An 18,442-nucleotide genomic window follows, 5' to 3' on the forward strand; every position below is an offset into this window, starting at 1 on the left:
TAACTTCATTTTCAGCATTTAAAGGCTTAACCTCTTTCTTATTTCTTTAGCAAACTTGTGCTTAAATTCATTTTTCAAGCGCGCTTCTCGTTTGAAGCGGGTGCAAAAGTGAGGGTTTTATTTGGACTGTGCAAATATTAAATGAATAAAATTTCACCCATAACATTTAACACACTGATATTAAGTGAGAAAAATTAACTTATTCTATAAACAGTATTTTTCATCGGAATAATTCAATTTGTAAAAAATAAAAAAGCTTGCCGTTTTTAACGACAAGCTCTTTTCAAATAATAGTTCGGAATCTTTTTTAGAAGCCTCTTAAAGCTAAATGCTTTTGCTCCGAAGTTCTCATTTCTAAAGCATCTTCCTCTGTTTTGTCTTTTAGACCACATAAATGAAGTACACCATGAATAATTACTCGATGCAATTCATCTTTGAAAGATGTTTCAAATTTGTTTGCATTATCTTTTATTCGATCGATGCTCACGAAGATATCTGAATCTACTTTATTTGAATCTGGTTCAGAATTATCAAAAGTAATGATATCTGTATATGTATCATGATTTAGATACTCTACATTAATATCGTATAGGTATTCGTCTGAACAGAATATGTAGTTTATCTCTCCAACTGCTTTGTCGTAAGCTTCAAAAGTTTGAGTTATCCACTCTACGACTTTCTCTTTATCTTCTAATTCAAAGTCTATTTGCTCTGTAAAGAAGTTTATTTCTGCCATTCTCTAACTATTCAGGTAAAATACTAAGGAAACTTTATTACCTGCATCTGAAAATTTAACCTCATCGGCCAAGTTCTTTATTAAAAAGATTCCTCTACCTCCTGGTTTTTCAAGATTTTCTGGTGCAGTAGGGTCTGGCAAGTTTTCGTAATCGAAACCTAGACCTTCATCTTCTACTACAAAAGAAAGGTTTTCCTCATTGAGTTCTACAGATAAATGGACATTTTTTTCTTTGTCACTTTTATTCCCGTGAACTATTGCATTGTTGACAGACTCTGTAACAGCAATCATGATGTTACCATATACGTCATCATTGAATTTGTAGTATTCACGAGCATGGTCTATAAAACTCTCTACTATGCGTATGTTATCAGTTAAAGACGGAATCTTGAGCTTTAATGGCTGTTGCATTACTTCGCTGCAATTATGGTTATTTTCTTATTTTCTTGAAATATTCATTAACCTCATTCTTGTAATACTGTTTCAAAGAGGTCGGTATTGTTCGGAGTAACTCAACTTGCATTTCTTTTTGCTTGAGGTACTCATCAAAGTTTGCATCTGGAGATTCACGATCTTTCTCTTTCGCAGTTTCTCCTTTGCGTTCTTTATCTAATTCTCTTTCTTTCTCAGATTTCTCTGACTCAAGTAATCGAGTTAGGATTTCTTTCTGGCGTCTGATGGTTTCTTCGGTTAGTTGTTTATTAACCAAATCTTCCTCAGTTTTCTCCATTTTCTGAAGGATTTCTTTGTAAGGATCTCCCTCTTCACCTTCAGCCTCTCCGTTACCAGATTTTTTTCCTTGCATTTGCTTACGGCCTTTCCCCATACTTTGTTTCAAAGCATTGCGAATCATTTCCTGTTCGGCAGCAAGTTTTGCTAATTGCTCGGATAATTGACGACCTGATTTCCCACTTTTTTTCAAATCTTGGATTTTCTGATTCAACTGTTTTTGCAAATCACTCATGCTCGGAGCTGATGAATTGTTTTTCTGATTCATTTGCTGCCCTGCCATAGACTGAGACATTTGCTGTTGCATCTGATCTAAGATATCATTGAGTAAAAGCGCAAGATTATTAACCGAAGTCATGGTAAACTGTTGCTTGCTCGATGCAATTTCTGGAATTCTTCTTCGGATAGCATCCAAAGATTCATCCATATACTTATTCATCTGAGTCACTTCACGAGTTACGAAAGATTGAATCTGAAAGACTCTTTTTGAAAGTGACATCAAACTGTCTTCAATAAAGCCTGCATCTCCTTTTAGCTTCAATTGTTCTTGAGAAAGCTTGACAAATTTAGGGTCTATTTTTCGAATATGACGAAATTCTTTCATCAATTCTTCTTGATTGAAGGAAAGCATCAACAAATTGTCAAGTATTTGACGAAGATCTTCGTAGTTTTCTTGCATCTGCATTTGCTGAGCTGACTGCATCATGCTTTGAAGCTGTTGTGACATCTGTTGCATTTTTTGTCCTGCTTTCTTCTGTGATTCTGATGCTTTCTGTTGTTGCTGCTGCTGAAGCTGCTCGCTGGCATTCTTTTGTTCTTCGGAAACTTCTTCGCGCTGCTCATCGAGATTATCCATGTTCTGAGAATTTTTCATTTCCTCATTCATCTGGTTCATCTCATCCATTTCTTTCTGAAGTTCCTCAAACTCCTTATTCAGTTCTTCTTGCTTTTCTTGAAGTGCTTTTTGTTCTTCTTCACTCAAACCTTCTTTATTCTCTCCCTCTTTGTTGTTTTCGCCACTTTCTTTATTACCGTCATTTCCGTCTTCGCTATTTTCACTATCCTTATTCTCTTTCCCCTCTTCCCCTTTTTCGTCTTTAGAAAGTTCTTCGGTTTCTTCTGCTAGCTCATTTTGTTTTTTTGCTAACTCTTCAAGCTCACTAGCCACTTCGTTAGCTTTGTTTTCAAATTTGAGTTTTTTGAAAAGCTCCAAAGCTCTATCCAACTCCTTTTGAAGGTTCTTTTGTTTGAACTCCATCTCATCCAAAGTCTCTTGCAGATTTTGGTTGATATAATTTTGTTCAAGGAGTTTATTTAGTTCATCGTAAAGCTTTTTGGTATCCTCATCCAAAAGTTCATCCATCAGCTTTTGTAACTGTTCTGCTTTTTGCTGAAGCTCTTTTTCTGAGTTACCAAATTTATTCTGTTTCTGATTGAGCTGTTCATTTTGCTCTTGAAGCTGTTGAATTGTTTTTGAAAGCTCTTCTTTATCCTTCAGTATCTTCTCTAATTCTTTTTTGTCTTGCCAAGAAAGCTGCTTTTTCCCTTTGAGTTTATTCTGAACATCTTCTAAACTCTTATTCAGCTCATCTGCTTGTTTAAGGGCTTTATCTATTTTGCTTTCTGTTTTTGTGGTTTCTGCTTTCAAGCTTTCTTTGAGTGCCTCTTTAGAAGGTAAGTCAAAACGATAAACTCCTGTCTTACTTCTTTTTCTCCCATTAAAACCATCATTGTCCCAAACTTCTACATAATATTCTAGTGTTTGCCCTGCCTTTAAATTGAGGCTAGCGACATCCATTTTGTAGAAATAACTCTGATTAATAGCTTGACGATTAAATGGTATTTTTATTGGTTTGAATTTTTCTTTAGAAGTTTGTCTTTCGTCCGTAACTCGATATTTAAGGTTCAATCCAGTAATTCCGTAATCATCACCGATATTTCCTCCAACAATCATATAATCAAACATGACTGTATCTCTATAATTCTGAAGATTGATGGAAGGGTGTTCGTCGGGAACAACATTCAAATAGTATTCTATTTTCTCTTTGTTCTGAGCAAACTCATTTTTCAAAGCAATTTCATAGTCTGTTGCAGCTTTAGCTGTTTTCTCAATCTCAAATAGATTTTCTTCATTTATTTGTGCTTCTTCTGCAGACGAATCATTTAAGAAAACCATTTTGACTTCATCAGCATGCTGAGTTTTGAATTGCCAAGCTACTTTCGTTCCCTCTGGTACGAGTAGGTTTCCTACATTACTCAGAGTCTCTGATTTTTTCCCTAAGTATTTCGGATAATCAAGTCTTACATTGAAGTTGGCTAGGTTGGGTCTATATCTGACAGCGATCAGGTTCGTTGAGGACTGATAGCCCGAACCATCGAAAAAGAAATTGACATCTTTCTGAATATTCTTGAAAGTATAAACAAACTCGCCTTCTCCTTCTTTGATCATTCGGAGCTTTCTACCTTCTGCCGTAACAATACTCACACTACTTGGTAATGCACTTCCTTGAGTTTTTAAGCGAAGCTCAAAATTGTCATTTCTGAAAGCTAATAATTCTTGATTCTGGATTTCGAAAGTAAAAGGGGCTGTAGGTATAAACTCTTTATCGTAGTTGATAATCTTATGTGTACTTTCTGTAAAGAAAGAAGGGGCTAAGAAAACTACTGCTAGAATAATAAGAATGGGAAAAACTAAATACCGTAGATAATGTAATGAGTTTCGATAGCTTATTGCTGTAGAAAAGTCCGTAGAAGAAAACTTAGCTGAATTTTGCTCAATACTTGCGCTAATTAGGTCACTACTCCCATAAGTTGACTTCTGAATCTGAAGTGTATTCAACAAACTATCCTTTACATCAGGAAAACTGCTTCCTATCTGCTTGGCTGCTTCTTCATCCGAAATTTGCTTTGAAGTTCTGAAGATATCAACAATTGGTTTGATGACTCCAAATACCAATGCCAATCCAAAAATCAGTACTGAACCAAAAAACAATATCCCTCTTGTTTGCTGATTGAATGATCCCCAATATTCGAGTCCATTGACAATGAGGAATACACTACAAATCAGTGTCACGGCAATGATACTGCTTTTTAATAGAATGTTTCGGTATAGCTTTTTCTTATATGCTCTGATTTTATCTTCTAGCATGATATTTCTTCTTGGTATCTGGGATAATTGAGCGTCTTAGTTTACTCTAAATTTTTCTACATAGAAAAATAGTATATCCAAACTAAGCAATGTTTAGCTTATAAGGTAGAGAAGACTAATAGGCTATCAAAATAATTTTAGTGCAATTTCAGTTGTAATCTATGATTCAAAAAACAGATTAAAACTAATGTCCTACTCGTTCTCTAAAACTTCCCTAAAGTACCGACAGATGTAAGCGATTGATTTAGTTCGATATTTTATAAACAAAAAAATAGGGCATTGTGGTATAATGCCCTATTCTTTTTAAGAAATTATAATGTAATAATATTTGTATTCGTCTTAAAATAAAAGAAGTACATAACCTAAGACAGCTCCTACAGCTACCGTAACCAATGCACTTTTCTTCCAATAGAAAGTCAAGACTGCGCCAACTGCTGCTACCACAAACGCTTGCCATTCTACCAAGGTATGAATACTTAAATCTACAGTCACAGCTAGCATCAAAGCAACAGCTCCTATATTTACACCATCTAAGAATAAACCTGCCAATGGATGTTTTCTGAGTTTTGGAACAATCGGATTTAAGAAATACACCAAAACAAATGATGGAAGAAACATTCCTAATGTTGCCCATAAAGCTCCCTGCCAAGACATCAATTGGTATCCGACAAAAGTAGCTGTTGTCAGAAGTGGCCCCGGCGTGAATTGTCCTATCGCAATAGCATCCAACAATTGAGACTTTGTCAACCAACCTAATCTTTCTACCAATTCTGCATCCAAATACGCAATCAGAAGGTACCCACTACCGTAAAGTACTAGGGCTATTTTTAGGAAAACTCCGAAAATACCCATTGCCGATATCGCTCCTCCAATCGACCCGATTCCATTTATAAATAAGAATGGTACAACTGACTTCAGATTTCCGCCTTCTTTTTTCTTCTGATTAAAAGAGAATAATAGAATACTTAAAAGTCCAGTTCCAAGAATTACGATAACCTCATTCAATCCAAACCAATACGCTCCGAATGCTAGTGCTCCCAAAATCCCTAGCTGATAATTTTTCAAGGCTTTCTTTCCTAGCTTAATTAAAGCTGAAACGATGATTGCTAAAACGGCAGGTTTAATTCCGTAGAAAAATTGAGCGACATCAGGTATGTCTCCAAATTCGATATACACCCAAGCAAAAGCAAGTGTCATAGCTGTGGCAGGTAAGATAAATGCCAAGCCTGCTACTGTCAGTCCTAAAAACCCAGCTCTTTCTTTTCCACAGTGCAGAACCATCTGTGTAGAGTTTGGTCCTGGTATAAGGTTAGTAGCCCCTACCAAGTCCAAAAAATGTTCGCGACTCATCCATTTTCTTTTCTCAATCACCTCATCTTCCAACATCGCGATGTGTGCTGCAGGTCCTCCAAACGCTAAACATCCTAGTTTGAAGCAGACTGCAAAAATCTCTTTAATTTGATCCATATATGTTTGTACAGTTATTCGCTCTTTAGTTGATACAAAGATACTTCGCCTAGATTACCTTTTTATGGTACCAATTTGAATATTTATGGTATAAATGAAATTCCTATACTTTTACTGAATCATGCTTGCTGCCATGTTATTTAAATCTACATAACAGCTAGCCTCTTTATATTTGACAATTGCCTATATTTAAGTCTTCACTTTTTATTTCTATCTATGAAAATCTATTTATTACTGATAAAAGCCTCCATCAGTGGATTCTTTCAAAAGAAAAAGCTGATTACGAGTATTCTTACTTTTATCTTATTTACTGCCCTTGCCGTTTTCTATGGGGGAATAGCAGGAGCACTTACCAATGAAGCCTTCTTATCCGAATGGCAAAATGATACAGAAGTTCAACAGCAAGGACGTTTTATGCTGATTTGGGCTAAATATGGAGAAGCAGGTTTTTTCCATGTTCTTGGTATTTTTATGGCGCTGACCTACTCACTCCGAATTCTTTTAAATCCTAATAGAAATCGGGTACAAATCACTCAAGTGTTTCAGCCTGTTTCAAAACTAAGAAGATACAGCCTACAGCTTACTATTGAACTTGCTGCTTTTGAGACTTGGTTACTGTTTCCATTTATCATCGGAATTTTTGTTGGGGGTTACTTCTTCAACATCGTCACAGATTCTCCTACTTACCTCAATTGGTATCATCCGTTGGAAATGACTTCTTGGCTACTTTTCGCTTTCTTCTTTAGACGATCTGTACTAAAACTTATCAACTTCGATTTGCCTAAAAGCAGTAAATGGAAAGTATTATTAGCTTTTGCCTTATTAATTGGTTCGGCTTTACTAGGGCTTAGCTTTGGTTTGCCTATTCAGTTTATCGGGCTTGTTCCTGTTTTAGGTTCTGCTCTATTTGTGGGTATCGATTATTTCTTACTTGAACCTAAGCAGTTGGAGAAAAAGAAAAATGCCGAATCGACGTTCAAACACCCAATTCTTCAACTTTACTTAAACAATAAGAAATTTAAGCGAATGGGATTGATGTCTATTTTTATGGGACCAGCTATGACATTATACTTTAGCTTTTTCCTTGATAGCAATCCTGCAGGAGAATATATTTCTTACCTGTTCCTTTCTTCCTTACTTGTATTCAACTATTGGGCAGCAAATATCTGGGCAATCTTCCCAAGCTATTGGTTGAGTTTACATCTGAGCTCTTCTCCGAATCGACTTTTAAGAGAATATGTAAAACTCATCTCGCCCATTCTACTGATGCAAGCAATTGTGATGGTGATCGCTATTTTCTCTTTAGATCTTATTCCTACAAAATATATTGGAGGATTTGTATGGTATTACATTCTTGGTTTGCTCCTCAATTTCTCGATAGGAACTTTAACCGCTGTCAGATTTGCTGTACAGATAAAGTCTAAGATGAAAATGAATAAAATGGTCAACCCTTGGGTTAGCATTTCTTTTATGTTGATGAACGGAGGACTTCTTTCTATCATTTTCTATCCTCTGATCCGAATCCCTGCCGTAATCTTGATCGGTCTCGGATTCATTATGGTTCTGACCAATTTCAGAAGTTTTTATCAGAAGGATAAATACAAGTTGTTTGAAGCAATTATGAAATCATAACCACCACTTTTTTAGTTAAAACAAGACATCATATGGCACTAGATATAAATTCAGTTTCTAAAAAATTTGATAAACAAATCGTCTTAGATAATATCAGTCTTCAAATTCCTGAAGGAAGCATTTTGGGCTTATTGGGAAGAAATGGAATCGGGAAATCAACACTCATCAATAGTATGATCGATTTACTACCACTGGATAGCGGAACGATTAGTTACGATGGGAAAAGTTTGATTGAAGATGAACTAGAAGTAAAAAGAAATCTAGGTATTGTAGGCGAACAGAATCAGTTGGTCGAAGAGTTTTCAGGAATCAACTACCTCAATTTTGTAGGAGAACTTTATAAAGTTCCTTCTTCAGAATTGAAATCAAGAATTGAGAGTTTGGTCAGCTTCTTTTTTACCGATAAAGATGTTCTGAAAAAACGCATTAGCTCTTATTCTACTGGGATGAAAAAGCTGATTGGTGTTTGTGCTGCTGTTTTGCATACCCCAAAATACCTTTTGATGGATGAGCCTTTCTCTGGGCTTGATGCTGTAGCGACACAGAAACTCGTGCAGTTTATCAAAAACTACCAGAATGGAGATCGTGTGATCTTGATTTCTTCTCACATCTTATACCATTTGGAGAAAGTAGCGACAGATATTGCGGTACTCAATGAAGGGAAAATCGTTTATCACAATAGCTTAGATGCCTTTACTTCTGAAGGAAAAGCCGAATTGGATAAAGCATTGCTTGATCTTTTAGTTGTAGAAGATGTGCAAATGGATGATCTTTCTTGGATTCAATAAACCTCAAAAACAAAATACCCTCTCCAAAAAATGAAGAGGGTATTTTTTCCTAACTATTAACTTTTTCCAATTATTTACCTAGTTATCTTACACGCTAGAACTCGGATAGAAGTTTCAGATTAGGTCTTATAAAAAGTTAAAGTCTATTGTTTTGTCTTCTCTTCTATATATTTCTCTATTTCCTCTAGCTGATCAGGGTGAAACCAAACTGTATCATGATTTCTTCTGAACCATGTAAGCTGACGTTTGGCGTATCTGCGAGAGTTTCTTTTTAGTAATCTGATAGCCTCTGTCTTATCGTGTACACCATCCCACCAATCAAAAATTTCTTTATAACCTACAGTCTGAAGTGCATTCAGGTGTTTGTATTCTTTTAGCGCCTCAACTTCTTTCTCCAATCCATTTTCAAGCATCAAGTCTACTCTCAAATTGATTCGATCATAGAGTTCTTCCCTGTCTCTGTTCAGACCAACTGTAATAATCTCAAACGGACGTTTAGCTTTTTGCCCAAGTCGCATTTCTGTAAATGTCTTCCCCGAAGTTCGGATGATCTCAATTGCCTTCTGAATTCGTTGAATATTCTGACGGTCTACAACCTCATAATATTCGGGATCTTTTTCTTTCAGTTCTTCTACCAAAGGTTCCAAGCCAGATTCATTGTACTCCGCTACAATCTGTGCTCTTATTTCTTGATCGGCAGGAATATCGTCCATGCCTTCACAAACTGCCTGAACATACAAACCCGAACCACCCGAAAGAATAAGGATATCGTGTTTCTCGAAAAGTTCATTGATTTTTTGGAGGGCATCACGTTCAAAATCGCCTGCACTATAATCGTCAGTGATTGAAAGGAAATCAACAAAATGATGCGGAATTCCATCCATCTCATCGGGAGTTGGCTTTGCCGTTCCTATTTCCATTTCTTTAAAAAACTGTCGGGAATCGGCATAAATAATTTCTGTATCGAAATGTTTTGCCACTTCCACACAAGTGCTTGTTTTTCCAACGGCTGTTGGCCCGACTATGACGATCAAATACTTCTTCTTCATCGCTTCTCCATGCTTATTCGTTTACAAAACAACATCATTCATCGAGAAGATGCCACAGTAAAGGAGATTTTTATGGGAAGACTCATGTTTTGGAAGAAAGAAAACCTAACTGACTTTGAAACCGATCTTCGAAAAATATATTCTCAACCGACTTCCAAATGATAAACACCTGCATTTTCTATATGGGCTGATTATCGTTTTACTTCCTTTTTGGACAGCTTGGTTCGGACTAGCTGTTTGCATCTGCCTTTCTGTTATCAAAGAAATCTATGACTATTATAAAGACAATGGCTGTTTTGACATCTATGATATTTTGGTGAGTGTAGGTGCTGGAGGGCTTGGTGTTCTACTGAGAATTTGGGCATAGAAAAAGCCACCCCATTTGGAGTAGCTTTTAGTTAGAAGAAATCTCACAATCTTCAACTTAATTATATACGACGTTCTTTTTCTCTTTTATTGCTCGTTTTTTGGCTTTAGGCTTTTTCAATAACATGATTAATCCTAAAAAGGCCACAAGGAAATTACCTAAGGCAAAAAATGACATGATACTATCTCTTGTTACTTTTCCCATAAAATCTAGGAAATGATATTTATGAAAATAAGCAAAAAGGAATCCTGAGAATGCTGCTGAATCTTCAATTTTAGCACCTAATCTTCCTGTGGCAGTTTCTACATATAGCCTTTCATTTCCAGTGCCCTTGTATTGTACTTTCTGAACAGGTAATAGCTTATTGATAAAACCGTATTCGTGTTCAAACTTAAAGATCGGATTTACAGAAACAACCTCCTTAGTCGTATGATTTCCGTAAGTATTGGCTAAGAAAACAGCATAAGCTTGATCGCCATTTTCTAGTTCCTTCTTTGTATTTATATTGAAGTATCTTTTTTCAACTTTTCTTCCCTTCTTCTCAAAACGTTGGAGGTAAGTTTCTCCATTAAATTCTGCCAAAGAAAGATTTGTAACTGCAATAGTAGAGTCTGATAATGCTTCTAGTACTGAAAAGTCAATGTTCTCACTCTGATAAGTCTGATGATTATTGAATTTTGATCGGTCAAACTCATTATATTTTGGGAGCATATGTGCTATGGCTGAGCATGCGAACATGAGTAGGGCAAAAGACATCAGTAAGCCAAGATTTCTGTGCCATTTTCGAGTAGCGGTTCCTCTACTTTTCTTAATGTTTTCCCACATTACACCATACACGAGTACTCCCGAAATAGAAGCCAATAATGCTGTGATGGCAAAGAAAATCATTACTGAAATTCGGAGCGGAACCGATACATTGAGAAATTCCCAACTATGCGCCCATTTGAATATTTTCTGGAAAGTAATTCTCAAATCATTGGTTGCAGAACCCAATCTGTCTGAAGAGGTATCCACAAAAACAATCAGTCCATCTGCTCTATTGAAAGCAATTCGGTAAGCGGGTAAAAGTCTAGAGATTTCTACATACTCATGATCGAAAGAAGTTACCACTGAAATATCTTTTACCTCTCCTGCATTTTCACCTGCAAAAGTATAAGCCAATTGTTTTGCATAAAGCTGATCACCATTTGGGAGAAATGCTCCTGTTTGGGCATGAAAATACATCAGCTCATGATTTCCTTCTATTCTTAACTGATAATAAAGCTGATTGTCATAATTGACGAATCGGAAGTTTTGAAAACTTTCAATATTATTCTGAGTCAAAACACTATCCAAATCCAATTGCACTTGAGCCGTATTCAGTGGTTTTGGAATCAGAAACTTCTTCGCTAATTCGGGTTTGAAGTTAGACATGAGTGGGTGCATTACACCACTCAACGTCCAAAGTAATACAGGTACTAAAGCGACAATGCTTAGCTTTCTGTGCCATTTATAGATATTCCTTCTGATCATGATCTTCTGTATTTTTGATTAGAAAGAATAACCTAAACCCACTTGGAATGTACGAGGCGCACCAACATTGTAAGCATAGCCCCACGATGTTCTGCTCGCACGAGTTGCATACATCGTATCACCTAAGTTCATCATGTTCAACCACAGATCGAAACCTTTGTAAGCATAACCCAATCGAAGATTCAGCAAGTCATAACCACTGTATGAAACGGTATTTGCCTGATCCATAAAATATGGGCTTACGTGTTGCCATTCCAATGCAATTCTAGCCCCTTTCAATTGTGATGGTCTATATGTAATTTCTGAGTTAGAAATAAACTTTGGAGCATAACTCATATCGTTTCCAGAAAAGTCTGTACCTTTTTCTACAAATTCTTCATAAACGTGCGTTGCACTTGTTCCTCCAAAACGTAGTTCCAAATCACGCACAGGGAAAATCTTCAAGGAATACTCGATTCCTTGGTGTAATGTTTCTCCAGCATTTTGATTGACTGCATTTCCTTCGGTATCAATCACAGACACAATTTCATCTTCGCCAATCATCTGATAAAGTGCCATTTCAAAATAACCTAAGTTATTCGGCAATTCGTACCAAGCTCCTACTTCATAATTTGAATAAGTTGCTGGATCTAATACAGGAACTTTCACTCCTCTATATAATTCTGAAACTTGCGGAGGAACAAAACCTACGCTGTAATTGGCATAAGCACCAATTCCTTTTCCAAAATCATAAGTCAAACCTAGCTTTGGCGTAAATGCTTCAAAAGTGTCCTTCGAGTCTGGCGCTCCTGAGAAAGCTTCTGCTGATAAATTATTTTTATAATCGTAAGTGAAATGATCATATCTGAGTCCTGCTACAATCTGTAGATTTTTCACAGGATTCATTTCATACTGAAGATAGGCAGCTTTGTTTGTTAGCTTGACATCATAATTGGTTAACTCAATGCCATTTTCTGAATAATCAATGTATCGACCACTTTCATCTCTAGTCACATCAATTTGATTTGCCCAAAATGTTGTCGGACTATAATCAAGACTCAAACCAGCTCTTAAAGTAGAATTTAAGAATGCTAGTTTTTGATTGTGTTGAACAATGGCACCGTAGCTTTCAAAAGCACTTTCATTTATTTCTCCTGTTGCGACAGTCAAATCTGACCAATTGTTCTTTACACGATAACTCGGAATCTGCCCCAATGTGTTACTTCTGTAAAAAGCCTTCGCAAAAGTATTGCTACTTTCTGACCAAGTATGTTTTAGGGTAGCTGAAGTTCTGAACACATCCAATACTCTTTCTGTAAAAGTATGAGAGGATTCATAATTTCGCTCATAGAAGTTGGTACTATCTACCGAAGACCCCATATCCGATCTGTAGTCAATATAAGTAGTATTCGTCTCCAGTACAGTTTGCTCACTGATTTGATAATCTAAAGCCAAAGAAACAGCCAGTTTATGAAAATCTGAATGATCTAAAAATCCATCATTTCTTTCAGCATAATAGGTTCCTAAGCTGTAGCCTAACTTTCCGTCTTTTGTCTTTCCGCTTACACGTCCATCTGTTCTCAAATAACCTTGATTATCTCCTCTCACTGAAAATGCACCTTCAAAATCGCTTGTCGGACGTTGAGAAATAAAGTTCATTGCTCCACCAATGGCTTCACTTCCATACATAGACGATGCAGGACCACGAATTACTTCTACTCGATCTAGCATTGCCATATTCATTTCGATAAGGGCATTATGGTTAAAAATACCATTCGGACGAACAGGTAATCCATCTTCCAGATACAAGAAAAGGCTTTTGGTAGAAATTGGCTGACGCACTGCCATCATGTGTTGTTCACTACCAAGGTCTACCATCAAAACGCCAGGCGTTTTACTCAATACTTGATCTAAAGAACTTGCTTTTGTCTCGTCTAATAATTGAGCTGAAACTGTAGAAATTGCGACAGGAATATCTTTACGCAATTGAGCATCTCTACTGGCAGAAACTACCACTGTATTCAACTCTCTTCGATCTTCTTCAAGTGTAATCGTTAGTTCTTTTCCGTTGAAAATTATTTTTTGAGCGATAAACCCTACTGAAGAAATCTGTAGTTCGTTTCCTTTTTCAACTTCTAGACTAAAAACACCATCAATATCTGTTGTTGTGCCTTTTTCTGTAGCCGAATTAATAATGGTTACTCCTACCAAAGGGTTATTTGATTGATCTGTAATTGTTCCTTTTACAAGCTCTTGAGCGAAAGAAATAATACTTGTAAAGACAAAGAGTATGATGAGATTTAGAGATTTCATAGTTGTGCTTAAATTTTGGCAATAGTCTTCCACCCTCACTTTAGATAGCTCAAAGTGAGAATAGGTTCTAGAAAAATTTTATTTGTACTATACCATGATACCGTCTCATAACCTAAAGCTCTATTTTGAGAAGGATATAAGTACTCACACTCCCTTTTCTTTTTGCACTTAACGGATTAAGGAACGACAATTATTTTCTGTAATAAAACCATAAGATATTACAGAGTTTCTCTAAGTTTTATAGAAAAACTAAGACATAAATCGTTTCCTTTTTTCAGAGGAGAAAAAGGGTACAATAAGACTTTGAAAAGTAAAATGGTATAAATTCGCTATAGAAACTAAGCGATCCGAGGAGGTTCTAGAATTCGGGCTTCGTAGGTAGAAAAGCCCAATTCATCATAAACAAAGAAGTGCTTTTTAGGATTGAATTCTGTTTGAGGTTTTGTACTTAACAACTCACTTCGTTCAACATACAGATCTAAAACAGGGCTTTCCTGCACATTTTCATCTGTATTTGTTTCTTGAGCTTGCTTCAAATTGTCTTTGAGCTGACAACTTCCCGCACAGGCCAATTCAATCTTATTTTTATTTATACAAAGCACTTCCGCATAATATTCTTTCCGAATCTGATAATCGGCAAAGATGATATGCGTAGCAAATGCATTCACTAGCATGACTAGTGTTAGCAGATACATTCCGTATGTCTGAACTTTAGTTTTCAAGAAGCTAAATGTGTGCTTTGTTTACAGGCACAAATATAGATGCATAACTTATATTTACAAAGAAATATTAATTGCATTCTTACAAAAAATAATTTTGTATTATTTCTACATTCTAAAAATCTACTTTCTACTTGCCCAAAAATAGGATTTGAAGCTGATGAATAATATTCAACTAAAATTTTTCAAGTTTCTCAATCTACGAATGAGTATATTTGAAATTCGTTTTGTTATCGAGGAGATCATTCTTCTTTAGGAATGCTCATCCTCAATTTGATAGAACTTTTACCTTTTAATTAAAAACACGAGAATATGTTCATTGAACCTAGGTTTGGAAATGCCTCTAAAGCGCATACAGGTTGGATTGAAGTTGTTTGTGGATCGATGTTTTCTGGTAAAACAGAAGAACTCATTCGTCGTATCCGTAGGGCAGAATATGCGAAGCAGAAAGTAAAAATTTTCAAGCCTGCCATTGATGTTCGTTACGACGAATCGGATGTGGTTTCTCACAATAAAAATGCAGTTGAATCTACGCCGGTGCAACATGCCATCGAGATTCTTCCTTTGGCTACTGACTTTGAAGTAATCGGAATTGATGAGGCTCAATTTTTTGATGAACAAATCGTAGAGGTTTGTAACACCCTTGCCGACCAAGGTAAAAGGGTTATTCTTAGCGGGCTTGATATGGATTTTCAACGCAATCCGTTTGGGCCAATGCCTGCCCTTATGGCTTCAGCTGAATATATCACGAAACTTCATGCGGTTTGTATGAGCTGTGGCGAACCTGCACAGTATTCTTACAGAACTGCAGCTTCAGAAGATAAAGTACTTTTGGGTGAGCAAGAAGCTTATGAAGCTCGCTGTAGAAAATGCTATTTGGAAGGAGAAGCTGAAAAGAAAGAGAAAGCAGAAAAAGCAAATAAATAAAGTAGAGTTTTCTACTTCAAAAAAGGAATTCAATCACTTAGGTTGGGTTCCTTTTTTGTGTTTATAAACTTACAGATTCCCTCAAAATCAGAACATATACTTATTCGAATAATTGACAGTGCTTTTTCACAGAAAATCAGCTACTTTTTAAAAGGATAAGCATCTTAAATCCAAAAACGAACTACCTTTTGCAATAATTTCGACATCTTAAAATCGAAAACCACTAATATCTCACAGACCTACCATTTATCCTTTTACTACCAAATAATTAACAGCCATGATACATGCAACCTCTAAACTTTGGTATTTAGAAAACTACTCTATTATCAAATCTCTACCAAAATCAGCTCAAACTGTACTCGAAGACATCTCTACCACATATTCGTTTAAGAAAAATGATTTCATTTATCTCAATGGAGACCAAACGGACACCATTTACTTTTTGAAAGAAGGCACTATCAAAATCAGCTCTATCACAGAAAATGAGACCGAACAAACAAAATCTATATTGAAAAAAGGTGCGCTCTTTGGAGAACTCAGAATAGCGAATATTCATGGTGATGGAGAGGACTTTGTAAGTGTAAAAAGTGAAAAGGCTATTTTATGCAAAATTGATTTTAGCGAAGTAGAAACGTTGCTAGAAATGTATCCAAACCTTTCCCTAAGTGTTAAAAAACTTCGCTCATTTCAATTTAAAACTTACAAAAACCCTTTGGAGCAAGTCATTTATAAAGACCCAAAAAGTAGAATTATTGACTTTATCCTAGACTTTTCAAAGGTCTATGGTCATCAAAGTAAAGATGAAGTATGGAGCTTTAAACTCATTTTTTCGAATAGTGAGCTAGCAAAACTGACAGCCAGCTCTCCTAAGGCTGTAAAAAGTATCCTCAAAGAATTACAAAACAACGGTCAAATTCGAATAGAAAAAGGCTATATCTACTTTGAAGAAAAACACTTACTGCTTCAAACCTTACTTTCTGAACTAATTCATTAATTCTTTACGCTTTTCTTAATTGCTTTATGTGTTGAGGTATAGAGGGAGGGGTTTAATATGTCTTATTTCTTATTAAATTTGCCCCGATAGTAACAGTACTTTGATAATCATGAAGCTACTAACAGTAACAAACAATGAACACATACGCCAATTTTTAGAATGTCCTGTACAACTCTACAAAGACGATCCGAATTACATCAGACCGTTTGATCATGATGTAGAGAATGTATTTGACCCTGCTAAAAATAAGTTATTCAAAAAAGGGGAAGCTTGCCGATGGATTTTAGTAGATAACCAAGGAAATACAATTGGTAGAGTTGCCGCTTTTATAAATCCGAGCACTGTTCATAAGGATAATAAACAACCAACAGGAGGAATGGGCTTTTTTGATTGTATCAACAATCAGGAAGCTGCAAATATGCTTTTCGATCAGTGCAAAACTTGGCTTACCGAAAGGGGAATGGAAGCCATGGACGGACCAATTAATTTTGGCGAACGTGACCGATGGTGGGGCTGTCTGGCTGAAGGCTATGACGAGCCTAACTATTGTATGCACTACAATGCACCATACTACAATGAGCTTTACCAAAATTATGGTTTCCAAGTTTATTTCAAGCAATACACCTATTACAGAGATGTCCGTACACCTCTTTCTCAGAAGTTGATGGATAAGGCGGCTAATGTTTGGAATGATCCTGACTATACTTTTGAGCATTACCAACATGACCAATTGGAAAAATATGCACTCGATTTTCACAAAGTGTACAACGCCGCTTGGGGTGGTCATGGAGGAGTAAAAGTAATGCCCGAAAAAGTAGCCATCAATATGTTCAAGTCCATGAAAATGGTTATTGATGCTGAAATGATGTGGTATGCCTATTACAAAGGTGAACCAGTAGCATTCTACCTTCAGATTCCAGAATTGAATCAGATTAAAAAGAAATTGAGCGGAGGTAGCTTTGGATGGTGGCAAAAACTAATGTTTATGTTCCACAGAAAAACAGGTGCAAGTAAAAAACTTTTTGCACTCGTTTTTGGAGTAGTTCCAAGTCAGCAAAGAAAAGGAGTGGAGTCTGCCATTGTAAAAGCATTCAACGAACATGTGCGTAAAAGTTTAGGAAATCCTCCAGAAGATCCTTTCAGAGATTTCAGATACGAATCTCTTGAGATGAACTGGATCGGAGATTTCAATCCTAAAATGATGCGTACTTGTGAGCTAATTGGCGGTGAGATTTCTAAGGTACATCATACCTACCGAAAATTATTTGACGAAAGCGTAGAATTTGAGCGAATGAAAATTATTCATTAAGCTAAAAGTCAATCTTATAGATCATATCAAACCTCATTACTATTTTTGTAGTGAGGTTTTATTCTTAAATCAAAAGTTTGGACGAATGTCTCTGAAAGAAAATATAGATCGATTCAATAATGAAGTAGAAAAATATAACTGCAAACTCGTAGCAGTAAGCAAAACCAAACCTGTAGAATTACTTCAGGAAGCTTACGATCATGGGGTTCGTATTTTTGGTGAAAACAAAGTTCAAGAGCTCGCTCAAAAATTTGAAGTTCTTCCAAAAGATATCGAATGGCATATGATTGGTCACTTGCAGTCCAACAAGGTAAAATATATTGCTCCTTTCGTGAGTCTGATTCATGCCGTTGACAGTCTCAAGCTTTTGAAAGAGATCAATAAAAGAGCTAAGCAAAATAATCGAGTGATCAATTGTCTGCTTCAAATGCACATTGCAGACGAAGAAACTAAGTTTGGTTTAGATAAAGCAGAACTTCTTGAATTGCTGAATAATGATGAATTTGCTCAGTTTGAAAATATCAAGATTGTAGGGCTAATGGGAATGGCGACCAATACGGATAATGAAGAACAGGTTCGTTCGGAATTTAGAGGACTGAAAAATTTGTTTGAAGAATTGAAAGCTCAAGAAAATAACTTCCCAAATTGTGCCTTCTCTGAAATCTCTATGGGAATGAGCGGAGACTATCAAATCGCGATGGAAGAGGGGAGTACCATGATCAGAGTTGGAAGTTCAATTTTTGGACATCGCAATTACCAAAGTCAGTAAGCAA

The 18,442-nt window shown here is 36.2% G+C and carries 15 protein-coding genes; 7 read left to right on the plus strand and 8 right to left on the minus strand.

Annotation, left to right across the window (positions count from 1 at the left end; all coding sequences use genetic code 11):
* Window positions 1-307 precede the first annotated feature (307 nt).
* The 4 genes from ybeY to chrA form a co-directional block, all read right to left on the minus strand.
* Complete coding sequence (ybeY, locus tag BC781_RS22640) at window positions 308-736, minus strand: rRNA maturation RNase YbeY (protein WP_109622293.1); 429 nt, start codon at window positions 734-736, stop codon at window positions 308-310.
* 3 nt (window positions 737-739) lie between these two features.
* Window positions 740-1,147 (minus strand): ATP-binding protein, encoded by a 408-nt coding sequence (locus BC781_RS22645; protein ID WP_109622295.1) that lies wholly within the window; start codon window positions 1,145-1,147, stop codon window positions 740-742.
* A gap of 19 nt (window positions 1,148-1,166) precedes the next feature.
* Window positions 1,167-4,613, minus strand: a complete 3,447-nt coding sequence (locus BC781_RS22650) for a DUF4175 family protein (RefSeq protein ID WP_109622297.1) — start codon at window positions 4,611-4,613, stop codon at window positions 1,167-1,169.
* A gap of 339 nt (window positions 4,614-4,952) precedes the next feature.
* On the minus strand, window positions 4,953-6,080 hold the full coding sequence (chrA, locus tag BC781_RS22655; protein ID WP_109622299.1) for a chromate efflux transporter: 1,128 nt from the start codon (window positions 6,078-6,080) through the stop codon (window positions 4,953-4,955).
* A gap of 216 nt (window positions 6,081-6,296) precedes the next feature.
* Here chrA and BC781_RS22660 point away from each other — a divergent pair, with 216 nt between their 5' ends.
* Both BC781_RS22660 and BC781_RS22665 read left to right on the plus strand, forming a co-directional pair.
* Window positions 6,297-7,712 carry a hypothetical protein gene (locus tag BC781_RS22660; protein ID WP_109622301.1) on the plus strand — a complete coding sequence of 472 codons (1,416 nt, stop codon included), beginning with the start codon at window positions 6,297-6,299 and terminating at the stop codon, window positions 7,710-7,712.
* Between the two features lie 32 nt (window positions 7,713-7,744).
* The gene (locus tag BC781_RS22665; RefSeq protein WP_109622303.1) at window positions 7,745-8,500 is read left to right on the plus strand and encodes an ABC transporter ATP-binding protein; all 756 of its coding nucleotides are present in this window, start codon (window positions 7,745-7,747) and stop codon (window positions 8,498-8,500) included.
* A 143-nt stretch (window positions 8,501-8,643) separates the two neighbouring features.
* Here the strand turns inward: BC781_RS22665 and miaA are convergent, their stop codons facing one another.
* Entirely contained in the window at window positions 8,644-9,549 is a 906-nt protein-coding gene (gene miaA / locus BC781_RS22670) for a tRNA (adenosine(37)-N6)-dimethylallyltransferase MiaA (RefSeq protein ID WP_109622305.1), read from the minus strand.
* A 115-nt stretch (window positions 9,550-9,664) separates the two neighbouring features.
* Between miaA and BC781_RS22675 the strand changes: the two genes are divergently transcribed.
* A complete protein-coding gene (locus BC781_RS22675) occupies window positions 9,665-9,916 on the plus strand; it encodes a hypothetical protein (RefSeq protein WP_109622307.1) in 252 nt (83 codons plus the stop codon).
* A gap of 57 nt (window positions 9,917-9,973) precedes the next feature.
* Here the strand turns inward: BC781_RS22675 and BC781_RS22680 are convergent, their stop codons facing one another.
* The 3 genes from BC781_RS22680 to BC781_RS22690 all read right to left on the minus strand — a co-directional run bounded on the left by BC781_RS22680 (window position 9,974) and on the right by BC781_RS22690 (window position 14,442).
* Entirely contained in the window at window positions 9,974-11,428 is a 1,455-nt protein-coding gene (locus BC781_RS22680) for a PepSY domain-containing protein (protein ID WP_109622309.1), read from the minus strand.
* 18 nt (window positions 11,429-11,446) lie between these two features.
* A complete protein-coding gene (locus BC781_RS22685) occupies window positions 11,447-13,720 on the minus strand; it encodes a TonB-dependent receptor (RefSeq protein ID WP_109622311.1) in 2,274 nt (757 codons plus the stop codon).
* Window positions 13,721-14,058: 338 nt separating this feature from the next.
* Window positions 14,059-14,442 (minus strand): hypothetical protein, encoded by a 384-nt coding sequence (locus BC781_RS22690; protein ID WP_146201760.1) that lies wholly within the window; start codon window positions 14,440-14,442, stop codon window positions 14,059-14,061.
* 309 nt (window positions 14,443-14,751) lie between these two features.
* Here BC781_RS22690 and BC781_RS22695 point away from each other — a divergent pair, with 309 nt between their 5' ends.
* The 4 genes from BC781_RS22695 (at window position 14,752) to BC781_RS22710 (ending at window position 18,438) form a co-directional block, all read left to right on the plus strand.
* Window positions 14,752-15,366 carry a thymidine kinase gene (locus tag BC781_RS22695; RefSeq protein WP_109622316.1) on the plus strand — a complete coding sequence of 205 codons (615 nt, stop codon included), beginning with the start codon at window positions 14,752-14,754 and terminating at the stop codon, window positions 15,364-15,366.
* Between the two features lie 277 nt (window positions 15,367-15,643).
* Window positions 15,644-16,360, plus strand: coding sequence for a Crp/Fnr family transcriptional regulator (locus tag BC781_RS22700; RefSeq protein ID WP_109622318.1), 717 nt, complete (start codon window positions 15,644-15,646; stop codon window positions 16,358-16,360).
* A gap of 109 nt (window positions 16,361-16,469) precedes the next feature.
* On the plus strand, window positions 16,470-17,669 hold the full coding sequence (locus BC781_RS22705; RefSeq protein ID WP_109622320.1) for a hypothetical protein: 1,200 nt from the start codon (window positions 16,470-16,472) through the stop codon (window positions 17,667-17,669).
* Between the two features lie 85 nt (window positions 17,670-17,754).
* Window positions 17,755-18,438, plus strand: a complete 684-nt coding sequence (locus tag BC781_RS22710) for a YggS family pyridoxal phosphate-dependent enzyme (protein WP_109622322.1) — start codon at window positions 17,755-17,757, stop codon at window positions 18,436-18,438.
* Window positions 18,439-18,442 lie beyond the last annotated feature (4 nt).

It is taken from the genome of Sediminitomix flava (genome assembly GCF_003149185.1).
Taxonomy (GTDB): domain Bacteria; phylum Bacteroidota; class Bacteroidia; order Cytophagales; family Flammeovirgaceae; genus Sediminitomix; species Sediminitomix flava.